The organism is Carboxydothermus pertinax, assembly GCF_001950255.1.
Lineage (GTDB): Bacteria > Bacillota > Z-2901 > Carboxydothermales > Carboxydothermaceae > Carboxydothermus > Carboxydothermus pertinax.
On record NZ_BDJK01000030.1, the window covers coordinates 1 to 18,351 of the forward strand.

Annotated in this window: 20 protein-coding genes, 6 tRNA genes and 1 rRNA gene; 1 reads left to right on the plus strand and 26 read right to left on the minus strand. The window is 41.4% G+C overall.

From position 1 onward, the window contains the following. From cpu_RS08390 to cpu_RS08470, 17 genes are all read right to left on the minus strand, one after another. Positions 1-92, minus strand: a 92-nt coding sequence (locus cpu_RS08390; protein WP_200800619.1) for a GTP-binding protein, incomplete at its 3' end; no start/stop codon positions are given. Between the two features lie 202 nt (positions 93-294). Next, positions 295-371 (minus strand) — tRNA-Met (locus cpu_RS08395). 12 nt (positions 372-383) lie between these two features. Further along, positions 384-459, minus strand: a tRNA-Thr gene (locus cpu_RS08400). A gap of 1 nt (position 460) precedes the next feature. Further along, positions 461-536, minus strand: a tRNA-Met gene (locus cpu_RS08405). 61 nt (positions 537-597) lie between these two features. Then, a tRNA-Thr gene (locus cpu_RS08410) sits at positions 598-673 on the minus strand. 97 nt (positions 674-770) lie between these two features. Beyond that, positions 771-1,418, minus strand: coding sequence for an RNA polymerase sporulation sigma factor SigH (gene sigH / locus cpu_RS08415; RefSeq protein WP_075859578.1), 648 nt, complete (start codon positions 1,416-1,418; stop codon positions 771-773). 111 nt (positions 1,419-1,529) lie between these two features. After that, entirely contained in the window at positions 1,530-2,036 is a 507-nt protein-coding gene (locus cpu_RS08420; RefSeq protein ID WP_075859579.1) for an NYN domain-containing protein, read from the minus strand. A 2-nt stretch (positions 2,037-2,038) separates the two neighbouring features. Further along, complete coding sequence (gene rlmB / locus cpu_RS08425; RefSeq protein ID WP_075859580.1) at positions 2,039-2,752, minus strand: 23S rRNA (guanosine(2251)-2'-O)-methyltransferase RlmB; 714 nt, start codon at positions 2,750-2,752, stop codon at positions 2,039-2,041. A gap of 13 nt (positions 2,753-2,765) precedes the next feature. Further along, positions 2,766-3,437 (minus strand): FAD-dependent thymidylate synthase, encoded by a 672-nt coding sequence (gene thyX / locus cpu_RS08430; RefSeq protein ID WP_075859581.1) that lies wholly within the window; start codon positions 3,435-3,437, stop codon positions 2,766-2,768. Further along, complete coding sequence (locus tag cpu_RS08435; protein WP_075859582.1) at positions 3,434-3,823, minus strand: Mini-ribonuclease 3; 390 nt, start codon at positions 3,821-3,823, stop codon at positions 3,434-3,436. Before cpu_RS08435 ends, thyX begins: the two co-directional genes overlap by 4 nt. Position 3,824: 1 nt before the next feature. Beyond that, positions 3,825-5,222 carry a cysteine--tRNA ligase gene (gene cysS / locus cpu_RS08440; protein WP_075859583.1) on the minus strand — a complete coding sequence of 466 codons (1,398 nt, stop codon included), beginning with the start codon at positions 5,220-5,222 and terminating at the stop codon, positions 3,825-3,827. Continuing rightward, a complete protein-coding gene (gene cysE, locus cpu_RS08445; protein ID WP_075859584.1) occupies positions 5,209-5,880 on the minus strand; it encodes a serine O-acetyltransferase in 672 nt (223 codons plus the stop codon). The genes cysS and cysE overlap by 14 nt, the downstream gene beginning before the upstream one ends. A 5-nt stretch (positions 5,881-5,885) precedes the next feature. After that, complete coding sequence (gene gltX, locus cpu_RS08450; RefSeq protein WP_075859585.1) at positions 5,886-7,322, minus strand: glutamate--tRNA ligase; 1,437 nt, start codon at positions 7,320-7,322, stop codon at positions 5,886-5,888. Next, entirely contained in the window at positions 7,315-7,803 is a 489-nt protein-coding gene (ispF, locus tag cpu_RS08455) for a 2-C-methyl-D-erythritol 2,4-cyclodiphosphate synthase (protein ID WP_075859586.1), read from the minus strand. Before ispF ends, gltX begins: the two co-directional genes overlap by 8 nt. Further along, entirely contained in the window at positions 7,803-8,504 is a 702-nt protein-coding gene (gene ispD, locus cpu_RS08460) for a 2-C-methyl-D-erythritol 4-phosphate cytidylyltransferase (RefSeq protein WP_075859587.1), read from the minus strand. The genes ispF and ispD overlap by 1 nt, the downstream gene beginning before the upstream one ends. Positions 8,505-8,519: 15 nt before the next feature. Next, positions 8,520-9,602 carry a PIN/TRAM domain-containing protein gene (locus tag cpu_RS08465; RefSeq protein ID WP_075859588.1) on the minus strand — a complete coding sequence of 361 codons (1,083 nt, stop codon included), beginning with the start codon at positions 9,600-9,602 and terminating at the stop codon, positions 8,520-8,522. Positions 9,603-9,626: 24 nt separating this feature from the next. Continuing rightward, complete coding sequence (locus tag cpu_RS08470) at positions 9,627-10,109, minus strand: CarD family transcriptional regulator (protein ID WP_075859589.1); 483 nt, start codon at positions 10,107-10,109, stop codon at positions 9,627-9,629. Between the two features lie 201 nt (positions 10,110-10,310). Here cpu_RS08470 and cpu_RS08475 point away from each other — a divergent pair, with 201 nt between their 5' ends. Beyond that, positions 10,311-10,706: a DUF1573 domain-containing protein gene (locus cpu_RS08475; protein ID WP_075859590.1), complete on the plus strand. Its 396-nt coding sequence runs from the start codon at positions 10,311-10,313 to the stop codon at positions 10,704-10,706. Positions 10,707-10,740: 34 nt separating this feature from the next. Here the strand turns inward: cpu_RS08475 and disA are convergent, their stop codons facing one another. The 9 genes from disA to rrf all read right to left on the minus strand — a co-directional run. Beyond that, positions 10,741-11,799, minus strand: coding sequence for a DNA integrity scanning diadenylate cyclase DisA (disA, locus tag cpu_RS08480; RefSeq protein ID WP_075859591.1), 1,059 nt, complete (start codon positions 11,797-11,799; stop codon positions 10,741-10,743). A 9-nt stretch (positions 11,800-11,808) separates the two neighbouring features. Further along, positions 11,809-13,146: a DNA repair protein RadA gene (gene radA / locus cpu_RS08485; RefSeq protein ID WP_075859592.1), complete on the minus strand. Its 1,338-nt coding sequence runs from the start codon at positions 13,144-13,146 to the stop codon at positions 11,809-11,811. 104 nt (positions 13,147-13,250) lie between these two features. Continuing rightward, positions 13,251-15,692, minus strand: a complete 2,442-nt coding sequence (locus tag cpu_RS08490; protein WP_075859593.1) for an ATP-dependent Clp protease ATP-binding subunit — start codon at positions 15,690-15,692, stop codon at positions 13,251-13,253. 16 nt (positions 15,693-15,708) lie between these two features. Continuing rightward, on the minus strand, positions 15,709-16,764 hold the full coding sequence (locus cpu_RS08495) for a protein arginine kinase (protein WP_075859594.1): 1,056 nt from the start codon (positions 16,762-16,764) through the stop codon (positions 15,709-15,711). Positions 16,765-16,775: 11 nt separating this feature from the next. Beyond that, entirely contained in the window at positions 16,776-17,297 is a 522-nt protein-coding gene (locus cpu_RS08500) for a UvrB/UvrC motif-containing protein (RefSeq protein WP_075859595.1), read from the minus strand. Beyond that, positions 17,298-17,771, minus strand: a complete 474-nt coding sequence (locus tag cpu_RS08505; protein ID WP_075859596.1) for a CtsR family transcriptional regulator — start codon at positions 17,769-17,771, stop codon at positions 17,298-17,300. A gap of 203 nt (positions 17,772-17,974) precedes the next feature. Then, positions 17,975-18,049: transfer RNA gene (locus cpu_RS08510), tRNA-Asn, on the minus strand. A 132-nt stretch (positions 18,050-18,181) separates the two neighbouring features. After that, positions 18,182-18,256 (minus strand) — tRNA-Asn (locus cpu_RS08515). A 7-nt stretch (positions 18,257-18,263) separates the two neighbouring features. After that, positions 18,264-18,351 (minus strand): 5S ribosomal RNA (gene rrf, locus cpu_RS08520); the annotation flags it as partial.

An 18,351-nucleotide genomic window follows, 5' to 3' on the forward strand; every position in this document is an offset into this window, starting at 1 on the left:
GCTGCAGTTAATGTAGTCTTACCATGGTCAACGTGGCCGATGGTTCCAATGTTTACGTGGGGTTTTACCCGCTCAAATTTTGCTTTCGCCATCCATACTCCTCCTTTTTAAATTTCTTTTAATTAAAAAGTTTAACGTCGCTATGTAAATAGTTATGCCAACATTATCTATTCTACATCATTACCATTTTTCCTGCTGCTTAAAACCCAAAAGACGATAATTTTCAGTAAATCTCCAATAAACTACATTAGGAAAACAAAAAACCGGTCATTGACCGGTTAGCTTCAGGGACAATGGTGGCGGCGCAGGGACTCGAACCCCGGACACTGCGGGTATGAACCGCATGCTCTAGCCAGCTGAGCTACGCCGCCATAAATAAAAAATGGAGCCACTAACCGGGATTGAACCGGTGACCTCGTCCTTACCAAGGACGCGCTCTACCTACTGAGCTATAGTGGCCTGGTTGCGGGGGGAGGATTTGAACCTCCGACCTTCGGGTTATGAGCCCGACGAGCTACCAGCTGCTCCACCCCGCGTCGCAAAATTTATTATATCATAATCACTAGAAAATGCAAGATAGATTTTACTGGTATTTAATGGAGCTGGCGACAGGACTTGAACCTGCAACCCTCTGATTACAAGTCAGATGCTCTACCGATTGAGCTACGCCAGCACCAGCGTCAATTATTTTAACAAATTGAATTCTTAGCTGTCAATAGGTTAAAAACAGGTATAAAAATTTAAATCCCCGGTCCCCCGGGGGTTAGTTTTTATTCTAATCCTCTACATTCTAAGTATTTCTCAAGCTTTCTTTTTACCCGTTGCAGGGCATTATCGATAGACTTCACATGTCGTTTTAATTCACATGCAATTTCTTGATAGGACTTTCCTTCGAGGTAATAAATCAAAACTTTCCACTCCAAAGAACTTAAGATTTCATTCATCTTGCCCTCTATATCAGCAAACTCTTCCCGACTGATAATTAACTCTTCAGGATCGGCCACCTTAACTCCCGATATCACATCCATTAACGTCCGGTCGGAATCCTCATCGTAAATAGGTTTATTTAAGGAAACATAAGAATTTAATGGAATATGTTTTTGCCGGGTTGCCGTCTTAATTGCAGTAATAATTTGGCGAGTAACACATAACTCTGCAAATGCTCTAAACGAGGAAAGCTTGTCCGCTTTAAAATCACGTACTGCCTTATATAAACCAATCATACCTTCTTGAATGATATCTTCCCGGTCAGCTCCAATTAAAAAATAAGCCCTAGCTTTTGACCGTACAAAATTTTTATATTTATTGATGATATACTCGAGGGCCTGCTCGTCCCCATCTCGAGCCCACTCTACAATCTCTTCATCACTCATGTAATCATAACAGGACTCAAGGTTTTTCTCAGCACCTATACTCAAGCCTCATCGCCCCCGCCCTATGTCTTTACCCGCAAAATTATTATAATCTTTTCTTAAAGATTAAGTCAAGGAAGAGTATTTCGAATCTTTATAGCAAAAACCTACATTTTATTACATTTTTCCTTTTCTTATTTTATCAAGTTTTTTCTTGACTTGTTGGTCAATTCGATCTTCTAACCACTGGGGAGTAATATTTTCAAAAATTTTCTTAGCTTTTTTCTCCTCCTCCGAAAGTTCGGCTAGCAGTTCCCTGATGGGAATTCTAAATGCACCGTAACCAAAAATAAGCTTTTGTTGTAGTTCGTCTTGAGTTGCAACAAAAACCCGATTGTTAGGTACTAATTCCTGAACTTTCCTTTCAATAAACTGATCCGCCGTTTCCCCACTTTCAGTAAAAACAATTGTTATTCCAGCATCCAAAATTTCCCGGCGACTTTCTTTCTGCAAATGGGCATCATAAACTAGGATTATCTCCCGTCCTGTTAGGGCCCGGTAATTAATTAACCTTTCTTTTAAAACTTCCCGGGCATGTTCCAAAGAAGTTTCCTCTTTAAGCCGGTTTAATTCCGGCCAGTTAAATAAAAGATTATAGCCATCCACCAAAACGTACTCAGCCATGGCTATCCCCTTCTCTGCCTCACCACTTCGGCCATTAAAAGGGCTGCCGCCACCGAAGCGTTTAAAGAATTAATTGTACCAACCATTGGAATGCTTACGGTAAAATCGCACTCCCTTAAAATATGCGAAGTTAACCCTTCGTTTTCTCCCCCAATCACCAAAACTAAAGGTAACTTAAAATCAGCATCCCACAGAAGAGTTTTACTTTTTGCTTCCGCTCCCGCTATCCAGGCACCTTTTTCTTTTAGATACCGTAAAGTTTCGGCCACGTTGGTGCAGCGAGCTACTGGAACTTTAAGATACGCCCCCGCAGACGCCTTGGCAACAGCTCCAGTAACCGGTGCTGCCCGACGTTTGGGAATGATCACCCCATGCGCTCCAAAAGCTTCTGCTGAGCGTAAGATTGCCCCTAAATTTTGGGGGTCTTCCAAATGATTTAAAACCAAAATAAAAAGTGGTTCTTCTTTGCGTTCAGCAATTGCCAAAATATCATCGATTTCTACATATTTAACTGGAGATATATCCGCTTCCACACCCTGGGATTTGGGGTGAAGTTTTTCCTTAGGAACCTCCACTACCGGTACTTTATTTTCCCGGGCCAAAAGCAATAGTTCCCGGGTATTTTTGCCCATTGTCTCCCGGGATAAATATAGCTTATTGACAAGCCCTTTTTTAAGGGCTTCCCTAACCGGATTTACCCCGTAAATTCGCTCCAAAAAAATACCTCCCTTACGTCTTGGCCTTTAATTTTCCGCAAGACATTGGACCTTCAAAACATACCCCCCGGGTTTCACAAAGGGGTCCAGCTTTTTTAAACAAAACAGGAGCCACCTTGCGGAGTTCCTCAAGCATTTTAAGCGCAAGCTTCCTAATTTCGTGCTGGGCCCGGGTGCAAAGCCGCACTTCAAAGAAATGCAGAAGTTCCCGGGCATTCATGGTAACTACGATTTTTGTCTCCGAAGCATTTGGAAGAAGGTACCGGGCATCCTCCGCTGGAATCCCCATTGCTACGAGCTTAAGATACCCTTCTTTTACCGTTCTTAATACCTCCTGATAAACCTTAAGCGCTTCATTGTTGCCTGAAATCGTTGGGGGGATTATAAAATTGAAGTTTTGTTCCACTACATACCGCTGACTTTGCTGGCTATAGCTTGCCAGACGGTGACGAACTAGTTGGTGGGTTAAAGCTCGACTAATCCCTTCTATTGCAAAGGTAAAACTTGCGTGTTCAAAAGGTGAAAGATGGTTTAAGTCTAACAGTTTTTGAATAAAAGTTTCTATCTTTTCTTTTTCCATTTGCTCTAAAATTTCCTCTATTCCTACCGGGGAATAACAAAGCCGGGCGGCCGCCGCCACCGTCCGCTCCGGCTCATTGGTATACGTGACTAAACTTACTTTCATATGGTCTCCCCCTGACTTTCTAATAACTGGGTTATAAGGCTAAAAAGCTCTTTTATCCGCTCTATATCACCTTTTAAGTATAAAAAACCAAAAACTGCCTCTAAACCAGTGCTCTGGCGGTAAGCTACCACTTCCACCTTTCGCGGGTAATTACCCTTAGCATTTCTCCCCCGTCGGTAGACCTCCCGCTCCTCTAAAGTTAAGTGCTCCTCAATTAATCCAACTGCTAAAGCCTGCTGCCGGGCATTTACCATCGATACAGATTTTTTATGGATATCGCCCATTTTCCCTCCATATTTTGCTAAAACATACTCTCGAGTTAGAAGTTCATAAACCGCATCCCCCAGGTAAGCTAAAGCCAAAGGTGGATATTCTTTTTGCTCCATTCTAGACCCTCTTCCAGCGCGCTCCCGAAGGAGTATCTTCCAGGATAATACCAAGTTTTTTTAGCTCATCTCTAATAAAATCTGAAAGATCATATTTTTTCTCTTTTTTTAGTTTAGAACGAACTTCAATTAATAATTCGATAAACGGTGTTACATCTTCCCCGACTTTTTTCTCCAAAACTCCAAACTCTATCCCCAGTACTTCTGAAAATACCGCTAGCGCCTCTTCAAAATATTTTTTATCGGCAAGGGTTAAATTACCTTTAGCAATCTGGATATTGCCATACCTTACTAGTTCAAATAAGGTTGCCATAGCTTGAGCTGTATTAAAATCGTCTTCCATGGCATTAATAAAATCGCCTAGGAGTTCTGACACTTTTTCCTTTATTTCTACCTTTCCTTCTCCGGCAACAGGATTAAGCTCTTTTAGGCTTTGAGCAAAATTATCGATACGCTCTAAAGCTGCCTTTGCTTCTAAAAGTTTTTTATCATCGAAATCTAAAGGGCTTCTGTAATGGGTAGATAAGAGAAAAAATCGCACAACTCTACCGGGAAACTTTTCTAAAATCTCCCGAACTAAAAAGAAGTTACCAAGGGATTTACTCATTTTTTCCTGGTTTACAGTAATAAAGCCGTTATGCATCCAATAACGAGAAAAAGGCTTCCCGGTATAAGCTTCACTTTGAGCCACTTCATTTTCATGGTGGGGAAAAACTAAGTCCGCTCCCCCCCCATGGATATCAAAGTTCTCGCCCAAATACTTTAAAGACATGGCTGAACATTCAATATGCCAGCCAGGTCTCCCCAATCCCCACGGACTTTCCCAGGATGGTTCCCCGGCCTTAGCTTTTTTCCATAGGGCAAAATCCAAAGGATTTCTCTTTTTCTCATCCACTTCCACCCGGGCTCCTGCTTTTAATTCATCCAGGTTCCGGCCCGAGAGTTTTCCATATCCCGGAAAGCTATCTACAGAGAAGTATACATCTCCCTCTACTTCATAGGCATAACCCTTTTCAATCAAACCCTTAACCATTTCAATAATTTCTGGTATATGCTCGGTAACCCTGGGATGAACCGTGGCCCTTTTTACCCCAAGGCTGTCGGCATCTTTAAAGTACTCACCAATATATTTCTGCCCCAGTTCCAGAGCCCCAATTCCTTCTTCCCGGGCCCGTTTAATTATTTTATCGTCGATATCAGTAAAGTTTTGAACATAGATAACTTCAAAACCTTTATACTCAAAATACCGGCGGACGGTATCAAAAAAAACTATCGGTCGAGCATTCCCCAGATGAATATAATTGTATGTGGTCGGTCCGCACACATACATATGAACCTTTCCTGGTTCCCGGGGAATAAATTCTTCCTTCGTTTTAGTGAGGGTATTATAAATTTTCACGCTTCATTTCCTCCTCAAGCTCCGCAATCCTCTTTTCCAACCGTTCAATCTTCCGGTGCATACACATTAACATTTCCGCAATTGGGTCCGGTAAAAGATCATGCCGTAAGTCAATTTCTTCGTCAACCCTTTTGCCATCTCGAATTACCACTTTTCCTGGTACTCCCACCACAGTGGAGTTAGGAGGAACTTCCTTTAATACCACGGATCCGGCGCCAATTTTCGAGTTGTCGCCTACTTTAAAAGAGCCTAAAATCTTTGCCCCGGCGCTTATTACCACGTTATTACCAATAGTAGGGTGGCGTTTTCCCTTTTCTTTACCAGTTCCCCCCAAGGTAACTCCCTGATATATTGTTACATTATCCCCGATTTCAGCAGTTTCACCTATTACAACGCCCATACCGTGGTCAATAAATAACCCTTGCCCAATTTTAGCTCCTGGATGGATTTCAATCCCAGTTAAAAACCGGGAAATTTGCGAAATAAATCTAGCCAAGACAAACCAGCGCTTTTTGTAAAAAAAGTGAGCAATCCGGTGAAATTGGATAGCGTGAAAACCAGGATAACACAAGAGAACTTCAAAAACGCTTTTTACCGCAGGATCCCGCTCAAAAACCGCTTGTATATCTCTTTTTAGCTGGCGATACCATCCAAGCATTGTCATCACCCTTTAAAAATTACATCCACAATTCGCCGTTTTGTCTCATCAGGTCCAAGAATTCCAAGGATTTGGTATAATTCCGGTCCGTGAGTTTTACCGGTTAAAGCAGCCCTTAAAGGCATATAAACTTTTTTGCCCCCTACCCCCAGTTCTTTGGGAAGTTTCTTTAAAAATCCTTTAACTTCTTCATAATCCTGGCTTTTTAATTCATCAAGTTTTTCGGAAATTTTCTTTAATATTTCTTTGACCTCTAAATCCATTAACAGGCCTTTAGCCTCATCCTCAAAGTTAATTTCCTTCTCGTAAAAAATAGTAGCATGGTCAGGAAGTTCCGCTAAGGCTGAAACATATTCCCGGGTAGCTTCTACTACTTTAGTTAGTTTATTTAATTCTTCTTCCGTTGGGTTTTCCGATACATACCCCCGTTTTTGAAAATATGGAAGGCTTAAATCAATAATCCGGGAGAGTTCCGAATTTCTGATGTAATAGCCGTTAATCCAGTTTAATTTATCCATATCAAATATTGCCGGATTTTTAGCAACTCTCTCTAAAGAAAAGCGCTCAATTAATTGTTCCATACTGAAAATCTCTTCCTCTGTCCCCGGTGACCATCCTAAAAGGGCTAAAAAATTAACCAGCGCTTCCGGTAAATAACCCCTTTCCCGGTAATTCTCTACGGAAGTCGCTCCATGCCGTTTGGACATTTTGGTCCTGTCCTTACCGAGAATTAAAGAGATGTGAGCAAACTCTGGCGCTTTAAAACCTAAAGCCTCGTATAGCAAAATCTGCCGCGGAGTATTAGAAAGGTGTTCTTCCCCGCGCAACACATGGGTAATACCCATGGTTGCATCATCAATTACTACTGCAAAATTATAAGTTGGTATGCCGTCGGACTTTACAATAATAAAATCGCCAATACCATCGGTATCAAAGCGTACTACTCCCCGTACCAGGTCATTAATAACAATTGTTCTACCCACAGGTACCTTAAAACGTATCGTCGGCTTCCGCCCCTGGGCCAAGTATTTTTCCCGCATATCAGGAGATAAATTGCGGCATTTGCCAAGATAGCGGGGCATTTCCCCTTTGGCCAAAAGGGCCTGCCGTTCTTCTTCGGTACAAAAACAGTAGTAAGCAAATCCTTCATCGATAAGCTTCTTGGCATACTTTTGGTAAACAGAAAGTCTTTCGGTTTGGCGGTATGGGCCATTACTACCTCCTACTTCAATACCTTCATCCCAGGTAATACCAAGCCATTTAAGACTTTCTAAGATATTTTTCTCCGATTCTCGACTTGAACGTTCTAAATCGGTATCTTCAATCCTTACTATAAAAACCCCATCATTTTTCCGGGCAAAAAGATAATTAAAAAGTGCTGACCGGGCACCTCCAATATGTAAAGGTCCGGTTGGGCTGGGTGCAAAGCGTACTTTAACCATTTTTTAATACCTCCTTGACAGTAATTACCGCATACGAAGCTATACCTTCCTCACGACCGGTAAAGCCCAGTCCTTCAGTGGTCGTAGCTTTAACACTTATGTTATTTAAAGGCGTTTTAAAAATTTTTGCCAGATTTTCCCGCATTAATGGTATATAAGGCAAAAGTTTAGGCTTTTGGGCAACTATTACTGCGTCAAGATTGTTTAAGCAATAGCCCTGCTCCTCCACCATCCGGTATACTTCCTGCAAAAGATAACCACTATTTATTCCCCGAAAACGTTCATCGTGATCGGGAAAATGCCGGCCAATATCTCCTAAAGCTAAAGCCCCTAAAAGAGCATCGGCTATAGCGTGATATAAAACATCCGCATCGGAATGACCTAAGAGCCCCTTGGTAAAGGGTATCTCCACTCCACCTAAAATAAGCTTTCGCCCCTCTACCAGCCGATGCACATCATAGCCAAAACCTATCCTTAACATCACAAAAACTCCTTGGAAAAATACTTTGTCAACAAAAACTCGGCAATTTCTAAATCCTCGGGCCAGGTAATTTTCAAGTTTTTATAATCTCCGGGAATAATGGCAACCGGTTCTCCGGTACGTTCTACTAAAAAGCTATCATCTACCGCATCAAGTTGCTCTTTCTCCCCTAATGCGTGTCCTTTTAAAAGGGCATCCCTACGAAAGATTTGCGGAGTTTGTACCGCATAGAGACGGCTCCGGTCTAGAGTCGAAAGCACTACGCTATCCTCTACTTCTTTTATTGTATCTCGAAGGGGGACTGCTAAAATTGCCCCGGCATATCCTTCCGCCAGTTTCTTAACTCCCATTGCAAACGCTTCTTTTGGAAAAAAAGGACGTACCCCATCGTGCACTGCTACAATGGAAATACTTTCCTCCAGAGTCTTAAGTCCACGAGCTACTGACTCTCGCCGGGTACTACCTCCAGGGGTTAAAATTATTCTTGCTAAATTATACCTAGAAAGCAAGTCTGCTGCAACTTTTAAGTAATCTTCCGGCACCGTTAAAACCACTTGTCCGACTAGGGGTTGGTTTAAAATTCTCTTTAGAGTAATCATTAATACCGGTATTCCAGTTATCTCTAAAAATTGTTTGGGTTTATTCCCACCAAAACGTCGACCTACCCCACCAGCCGTAACTATTACGCCAATTTTCTCCACCTAAATTGCCTCCTGTTACTTTTCCTTGGGTTTCCCAAAGATAAGCCTGCCCGCAGCAGTTTGCAGCACCGAGGTAACCACCATATTTATTTGCTGCCCTATGTATTTTTTCCCACCTTCAACCACAATCATAGTCCCATCATCTAAATACCCTACCCCCTGGCCCTGTTCTTTTCCTTCTTTTATTACCATAACCACCATTTCTTCTCCGGGAATTACCACTGGTTTAATGGCATTGGCCAATTCATTGATATTTAATACTTTTACCCCTTGCAGTTCTGCCACTTTATTTAGGTTATAATCATGGGTTAAAATTTTAGCTTTTAACTTCTGAGCCAGCTTTACCAGCCTTACATCAACTTCCTCATTACTATTTTCGGGATAATCCACGATTTCTACAGGAAAAGCATTTTTTAATTGATTTAAGATATCAAGACCTCTTCTCCCTCGATTTCTTTTTAAATTATCCGAGGAATCGGCAATATGGCGTAGCTCATCAATTACAAAGGAAGGCACCAGTAAAGTACCTTCAATAAAACCGCTATAGCAGAGGTCCAAAATTCTACCATCAATAATGACGCTGGTATCAAGAATCTTTGGATTTTGCAGGCTTACCCCAGGTTCTTCCGGAACTCTTTTAATTTTAGGAATAAAATTTAAAAAACCAAATAGTTCCTCCCGCTTTTTTACCGCTACACTTAAACCTAAATAGCATAAAACTCCCGTTAATAAAATCCACAAAGTATTAGCTATCCAGGGTATAAGCGGTATCGCCAAGATCACATTTCTTAAAAGGTTGGCAATAATCAAGCCAACTATAAGTCCCAAAGTTCCACTCACAATATCCGCCACTGGCATCTTGGTAATTTTTCCCTCAAGCCACCGGGTTGTCGCCATCCCTTTTTGCCAAACATAGGGTGAAGTAAAAAAACCTATTATAAGTCCCAAAATCCCTAACACTGCCCAGCTAAGATACATGGCATAAGAAGGTAGCGGCAAAATATCTGCCAGCGGTATAACTTCAAGATAATACCCAATGGTTGCGAAGATTCCGCCAATTACCAAAGAGAAAAAAACCCGAAAAATTTTTTCCGCCAATTTTTCACCTCCATGTTTAATGTATCAAGTTTGAGCAATAGCTCTTTCCACCATAGCCAATACTTTATCTTCTTCTTCTTCTAACACTAGAATAAGCTCACTTACTAGGATTTGTCGAGCACTTTCCAAAAGCTTTTTTTCACCGGTAGATAAACCTTTTTCCTTTTCCCGTCGTCGCAAGTCCCGTACCACATCAGCAATTGCCAAAATATCATTGCTCTTTATTTTATCAACATGGCTTTTATACCTTTTATTCCAATTGGAGTGAATCTTTTCCTTACCTTCTTTTAACACCGAAAACACCAGGTCAACCTTTTCGCGGTCAATTACCGGCCTAAGACCCACCCTTTCTACTTTTTCGACCGGCAACCAAAGGACCATATTGGTTGCCCAAAAAGAGAGGACATAATACTTTATCACTTTCTCGGCAGCTAATCTTTCTTCTATATCCCTAATCACCCCGGCTCCGTGCATGGGATAAACAACCTTCGCCCCTATGTTGAACATGCTATCCCCCCCAAATTATAATTGTTTTTAGTATAACAAATTTTTTCCTGCCTGTCAAAAAAATAAAAATATTTTATCACAACTATTTTTATGATGTCAACAAAATTTAACTATTTGCGACAAGATTATTCGACAAGATTATTAATTTGACAAGCAGCCAAGGCAACTTTATAATTTATGGTAGTAAAGGGAGGGGACCCAATGAAGGACCTATTATGCGACCATTTTCAGGAAACCGTTGGTGAATTATTAATCCGGCATAAAAGCATTTTAGACGTCTTATCTAAGTTAGATGAAGCTTCCGCGCGAGTACATCGCTCTACCATTAAAGCCGTTACCCAATGTGGCTGTTTAAAGATAGATGCTAAAAAGCCCACCATCCCAGAAGACGCCACCCTTTGGCAGTTAAAAGAAATCTTTAACTCCCATCTAAAAGGAGAACTTTGCTCTAACTGCAAGGACACCATTGAAAAAGAAATGGGGCGGCTTTTATTTTACTTAGCAGCCCTCTGTAATCACCTTGACATAAATCTTTATGATGTTTTTATCAAAGAGCAAAAAACTTTAGATACTTTAAATTACTTTAACTTTACCTAAGAAAAAAACCGTAGCTTTAAAAGCTACGGTTTTTTTATAACGTAAAATTAGTTTGTTCCCTAAGTCTTTTTAGCCCGTCTTTGATAGACCGTGCCCTAATCTCACCAATACCCTCCACATCATCAAGTTCTTCAATAGAAGCCCCCATAATACTTTTTAAATTGCCAAAGGTTTGCACGAGATTATCAATAACTGTTACCGGAAGTCTAGGTATTTTATCTAAAATCCGATAGCCCCGGGGTGAAACCGGCTGGTCTAAAATGCTGGCACTCCCTGGATACCCTAAAGCCCGGACAATTAATGAATAGTCTAAGAGGTCTTCTGAAGACCAGGTCCTGATCAAACCTAAAATTCCTTCGGGAGTTTTCTCCGGACCTAAAAGAGAATAATCCTGGATAATTAACAGCCCCTCGTCCTCCACATTGGCGATAAGTTCTTCTAACTGCATGCTAATGAGCCTACCTTCACTACCTAGCTCCCAAATATATCTTTCAATTTCCCGCTCAATTCTTAAAACCATTTCTACCCGTTGTAAAGCTTTAGCTACATCCAATAAAGTTACCATGTCGTCAAATTCAAGATTGGTTAGGCGCATTAAAGTTTTATCCAGTACTGCCCGGTATTTTTCCAGGGTAGCAATAGCTTGATTTGCCTTATTTAAAATTACGCTTACTTCCGAAAGAGAATATTTAAAATTTCCCTGGTATAAAGTAATTACTGAACGACGCTGGGAAATGGCAATCACTAAGGCATTAGTTTGTTTTGCTACCCTTTCCGCAGTACGGTGGCGAATTCCCGTTTCTGCCGAAGGTATCGCTGGGTCCGGAATGAGCTGGGCGTTCGCATATAAAATTTTTTTACCGTCCTCGCTTAAAATAATTGCCCCGTCCATTTTCGCCAGTTCATACAAATACGCAGGGCTATAATCCGTATTAATGGCAAAGCCTCCTTCGACTACTTCCATAATCTTAGCAGTGTCCCCAATTACAATTAAACCGCCGGTTTTGGCCCGGAGTATTTGTTCTAGACCTTCCCTTAAAGGGGTTCCCGGTGCTACACTCTTTAACGCTAAAACAATTCGTTCGTCTTTCATAAAATCCCCCTATATACTAAAAAGCTTAAATATTGCTTCCTGTAAATTTTTAAAATATACGATTTCCATCTCGGTTTTAAAGTTTATGCTTTGTTTGGGCAAAAATGCCTTTTTAAAGCCAAGCCTTTCCGCTTCCCGCAAACGTTTCTCAAGACCTATCACAGGTCTAATTTCTCCCGTTAAACCAATTTCCCCTAAAAACACCCCATCATTAGGTAGCGGTTCTTCTCTAAAGCTTGAAACAACTGCTAAAACCACTCCTAAGTCCGCTGCCGGCTCTGCTACTTTTAAGCCACCGACAACATTTAAATAAGCATCATGCACCGATACCCGAAACCCTAATTTTTTCTCTAATACCGCCAAAAGGAGCACAAAACGGTTATAATCAAAGCCCGTAGCCACCCGTCGCGGTGTACCAAAACCTGTAGGTGCAACCAGCGCCTGGACTTCAACTAAAAAAGGCCTGGAACCTTCTAAGCTAACAATCACCGCCGAACCTGGAGAGTCCCGATGGCGATCTAAACTTAAAAAAAACTCTGAAGGATTAGAAACTTCTTTTAAACCATCCCCCACCATTTCAAAAATTCCCAGCTCATTAGTTGAGCCAAAGCGATTTTTTACCGACCGTAAAAGGCGAAAAGTATTGTGCCTCTCTCCTTCCAAATATAAAACCACGTCAACCATATGTTCCATAACCCGGGGGCCAGCTAAATAGCCATCTTTGGTTACGTGACCAATTAAAAATATAGTTTTATTTTTTTCCTTGGAGAGCCTCATAAAACGACCAGTACTCTCCCGCACCTGAGCTACCGTCCCAGGAGCAGAGCCTAACTCAGGTAAGTACATTGTTTGGATGGAGTCAACAATGATTAAATCATAATTGCCTTTAACAGCAATTTCTTCAATTTCTGTTACATTAGTTTGGGTTATTAAATCTATTCCTTCCTGGATATTAAGCCGTTCGGCCCTTAATTTAATCTGGACTGGCGACTCCTCCCCGGACACATATAAAACCTTTTGTTTTTGTCCTATTTTTCCCGCGAGTTGCAACAAAAGGGTTGATTTACCTATACCCGGATCTCCTACTAAAAGGACTAGAGAGCCGCTTACTACCCCTCCCCCTAATACCCGGTCCATTTCGCTAAAGCCCGTGGAAAATCTCTTAGTTTCCACCGTTACAAGCTCAGCAATTCCTACTGGCTTTGCCTCTCCGGCTACCCTCTCTCTATTTTTTACACTAACTTTTTCTTCAACAAAGCTATTCCAGCTTTCACATCCAGGGCAGCGTCCCAGCCATTTATACGTTTCATAACCACAATTTTGACAGAGATATATTTTTTTTGACATTTAAACCTTTTCGCTCCCATTAATTGTCATTTATATCATTATACCATTGTTTTTCTACCATGAAAAGGAAAATCCTCCCGCTTGGGGAGGATTTCTTAGAAATTTTAAAGCTTTGCTACTTTTATTTGTCCTTCTTCCGCATATAACTTAACTGCGTCTCCTTTTTTAATATTCCCTAAAAGTAGCTCTTCCGAAAGTTTATCTTCCACTATCTTTTGAATTGCTCGCCGCAAAGGACGGGCTCCAAAAGCTTCATCATAGCCTTCTTTAAGGATTACTTCAATAACTGAGTCATCAAATTCTACTTTCATTTCCTGTTCTTCTAAACGTTTACCTACTTCCTTAAGCATCAGCCGGACTATTTCCTTTAAGTGTTCTTCCGTTAGTGAATGGAAGATAATAATTTCATCAATCCGGTTTAAAAATTCCGGCCGGAAAGTCCGTTTAAGCTCTGCCATTAGCTTATCTTTAACTCCATCAACATTTTCTTTTTTCTCATCTGCAACATTCTTAAAACCTAAGCGCGTTTCTTTTTTAATGAGATGAGCTCCTACGTTTGAAGTCATGATTATTACGGTATTCTTAAAGTCCACAGTGCGGCCTTTAGAGTCGGTAAGCCGGCCATCTTCTAATACTTGCAACAGAATGTTAAAGACCTCGGGGTGAGCTTTTTCAATTTCGTCAAGTAATATCACCGAATAAGGTTTCCGCCTTACCGCTTCGGTGAGTTGCCCCCCTTCTTCGTAACCAACATACCCGGGAGGCGCACCAATTAAACGGGCTACCGTATGTTTTTCCATGTATTCGGACATATCAATGCGAATTAAAGCATCCTCATCCCCAAATAGCGCTTCGGCCAAAGCCCGGGCCAGCTCAGTCTTACCAACCCCAGTAGGACCTAAGAAGATAAAGGAACCAATAGGCCGTTTGGGATCTTTAAGCCCCGCTCGTGCCCGTCTTACCGCCCGCGCAACCGCTTTTACCGCTTCATCCTGACCAATTACCCGCTGGTGGAGAATTTCCTCAAGCTTTAGTAATCGCTCAGATTCTTCTTCGGCAAGTTTTTTCACCGGAATACCAGTCCACTGGGCTACAATTTGGGCAATATCTTCCTCGGTTACCGATAAGAGATGATCACTTTGCTCTTTTTCCCACTCTTTTTTCTTTTCTTCCAGCTCAGCTCTAAGCTTTTGTTCCTGGTCCCGAAGTTTTGCTGCTTTTTCAAATTCCTGAGCGGCTACCGCCGCTTCTTTTTCTTTGCGAATTTCATTAATTTTTTCTTCTAATTCTTTAAGATTCGGTGGTGCTGTAAAGGCATTTAACCGGACCCGTGAGGCCGCTTCATCAATTAAATCAATGGCTTTATCCGGCAGGAACCGGTCGGTTATATACCGATCCGAAAGCTTAGCAGCGGCAACAATAGCCTCATCAGTTATTTTTACCCGGTGGTGAGCTTCATAACGGTCTCTTAGACCTTTTAAGATTTCAATTGTTTCTTCTACCGTTGGTTCATCCACCATAATCGGCTGGAACCGCCGCTCTAAAGCCGGGTCTTTTTCAATATATTTGCGGTACTCATCAAGAGTAGTCGCACCCACACACTGAATTTCTCCCCGAGCAAGGCTTGGTTTTAAAATATTCGCCGCATCAATAGCCCCTTCCGCTGCTCCAGCACCAATTAAAGTATGAATTTCATCGATAAACACGATAACATTTCCAGCATTTTTTATTTCTTCAAGAACCTTCTTTAGCCTTTCCTCAAATTCACCTCGGTACTTAGTTCCAGCAACCATAGAAGCTAAATCTAGGGTAACGACCCGTTTATCAATTAAAATTTCTGGAACTTTTTTCTGAACAATTCTCTGGGCCAGACCCTCAACAATTGCCGTCTTACCTACTCCAGGCTCCCCAATTAAGACAGGATTATTTTTGGTCCTTCGGGATAAAACCTGAATTACCCTTTCAATTTCCTGCTCCCGGCCAACTACCGGATCAAGTTTATTTTCCCGGGCTAAAGCCGTTAAATCCCGGCCATGCTCATCCAGGGTAGGTGTCTTAACCGCTTTTTTCTTTGCTTGCCCCCCTGCTTGATTGGAGGTTCCGGGCATTGGTCCACCACTTAGTACTTGAGTGATTTCAGCCCGTACTCTTTCTAAATCGGCACCGAGGCTTACCAGCACCCGGGCCGCTACCCCTTCTCCTTCCCGGATTAAACCTAAAAGCAAGTGTTCAGTGCCTACATAATTATGGCCAAACCGAGCAGCTTCATCTACAGATAACTCTAAAACTCTTTTAGCCCTTGGAGTAAAAGTTATCTCTGCCGGCATAGGACCTTCCCCCGGCCCAACCAGTTCTAAAACCTTTTCCCGGACTTTTTGCCCATCAATGCCAAGATTTTCTAAAACTTTTGCTGCAACACTTTCTCCTTCGTTTATAATTCCTAAAAGCAGGTGTTCGGTTGCCACATAGGGATAATTCATTTTTCTTGCTTCTTCTTGAGCCATTTGAATAACTTTTTGGGCCCTTTGCGTAAACTTCCCAAACATTTTATCACTCCTCCTTTTAATTAATTTTTAGTTTTTCTCTAATTATCTTCGCCCTTTCCCGATCCCGCTCCGCGGGTTCTAAGTTTCGCTGGGCTAAATTTGTTAGATAAGCAGGAGCTGTTGCCACAATTAGCTCATTAAACACGCTCCGTTCTATTTCCGGTAAAATTTTTAGCTCAACTCCCAACCGTACCTTAGACAAAAGATTCATAGCTTCATCAGAAGATATCATTCGGGCATTTGTTAAGATCCCATAAGATCGCCAAAGCTCGTCTTCTAACGCATACCGGTTTTCCCGGTATAAAACCTCTCGGGCCATTCGTTCCTGATTTATTATTTGTCGGGTAACGGATATGACATTTTCAATAATTTCTTCTTCCGTTAAACCTAGAGTAATTTGGTTCGATACTTGATAAAGATCACCTCTGGCTTTAGTTCCTTCCCCGTACAATCCCCGAACTGTTAATCCAAGTTTGGCAGTAATGTTTAAAAGGCTCGGAATCTGGTTGGTATAGGTTAACCCCGGAAGATGAAGCATTGTTGAAGCTCGAATTCCTGTACCAGTATTGGTCGGGCAAGCGGTTAAATATCCATATTTCTCGGAAAACGCATAAAAAAGTTTTTCTTCTAATTTGTCATCCACCATATTGGCAATGTCATAAGCCTGCCGAAGCTCAAGGCCAGGTAAAAGTACCTGAAGACGAATATGGTCTTCTTCGTTAATCATCAAAGCTATTCGCTCATCTTCCGTGCAGGCAAAAGCCCGGCGGGGGTGACCATCGGCATGGTCAGGACTTATTAAATGTTTTTCTACCAAAACTTGTCGTTCTATAGGAGCTAATGACACCAATTTAAAAAACTCAGTCTTGCCAAATTTTTGTTTAAAGCTCCTACTGGAAATTGCCTTTTCAATCTCTTTAGTGACGTTGTTTGCCGTATTTTCATCCATTAAATGGGGAAAAGGAATATCTTTTAAGTTTCGGGCAAGCCTGATACGGCTTGACACTACAATATCGGCATCAGACCCAGTACCAGCCATCCAGGGTGAAAAACTATTGGTTAAAAGATTCATTTCCTCGCCCCCTAATCTTTTAACGATGCTTCTAACTCTCTAATTTTATCTCTAAGTTCCGCTGCTTTTTCAAATTCTTCTCTACTTACTGCTTCGTTTAAGGCTTTCTTTAAATTTTCAATTTCTCGCAAAACCTTAATCTTACCACCGGTTTTAGCAGGAAATTTTCCCCGATGCTCAGCACTACCATGGATTTTCCTTAAAGCTTGTTCTACCCGGTCTTTAAAAGTCTCATAGCATTGACTACAACCTAAAAAGCCTGAATTAATAAATTGCTCTTCGGTAAGTCCACATACAGGACATTTTTTCCTTTCGCCAACATTTCCAGGAATCCCAAATTCACTTAACACATCTTGCCCCATTAGGCCTTTTAATAAATTTTGAAAAGTTAATTGAGGTGAAAAGTTAAAACTTAATGTATGTCCTAATTCTTGCGCACATTGAGTGCAAATATTCATTTCCGTTTTCTGTCCGTTTATTACCCGGGTAATATGCATGGTAGCGGGGTTTTTCCCGCAACGCTCACATAACATTTAATTCCCCTCCTCCGCATAAAGAACTCCTGCTAACATACTTTTTAGAAGGCGTGCCCTTAACTCATCCCTATAGGGAAGAGGCACCTGCAATACTTTGCGGTCTACTACACTATTAAATATCTTTCTTTCTTTATCATTTATACTCCCTGATTCATATAACGCTTTTATTATTTCTCGGGCTTTACTTTCAGAGATAGCATCACCAATTGCTTCAAAAATTCGCTGGTAAAAAGCTTCTTGATCGTGCTCAGCAATTTTAATAATACGAATGTAACCACCACCACCGCGACGGCTTTCAATTAAATATCCATGTTCAAGGGTAAAGCGGGTAGCTAAAACATAATTTATCTGGGAAGGAACGCATCTTAATTTTTCTGCAAGTTCATTTCGTTGAATTTCCACAGCCCGATCTTCGCTCTCATGAATTAACTTTTTTATATACTGCTCAATTAAATCAGCAAGGGAAGGCAACGTCCATCACCTCATCTGACTTTGTTTGACTTTCACTTTTATCTTAGCATAGCTGGTTTATTTTGACAAGGGCTTTTAAAATATTTTTTCAAAAAAATAAAGCTTTTATCCCAAGCGCGAGATAAAAGCTTCGATCATTATAACATTTCTTTTTTATTTTTTCACCCACCACTTACCACATACGGCTTATCCCAAAATAAAATTGGCTCCCCGAGCAGGATTCGAACCTGCAACCCTCCGGTTAACAGCCGGATGCTCTACCGTTGAGCTATCGGGGAGCGGTTTTAAGTCTATTTAATTTTCTATTTTTAATTTTAAACACATTTTTTTATTTTTCAATAGTTTTTTAATACCAATCATTTAAAGTTTTTTATACCACCACTTACCACATAGCTTATCCCAAAATAAAATGGCTCCCCGAGCAGGATTCGAACCTGCAACCCTCCGGTTAACAGCCGGATGCTCTACCGTTGAGCTATCGGGGAGTATTAACTCCGGCGGCGACCTACTCTCCCAGGACCTTACGTCCCAGTACCATCGGCGCTGGAGGGCTTAACTGCCGTGTTCGGTATGGGTACGG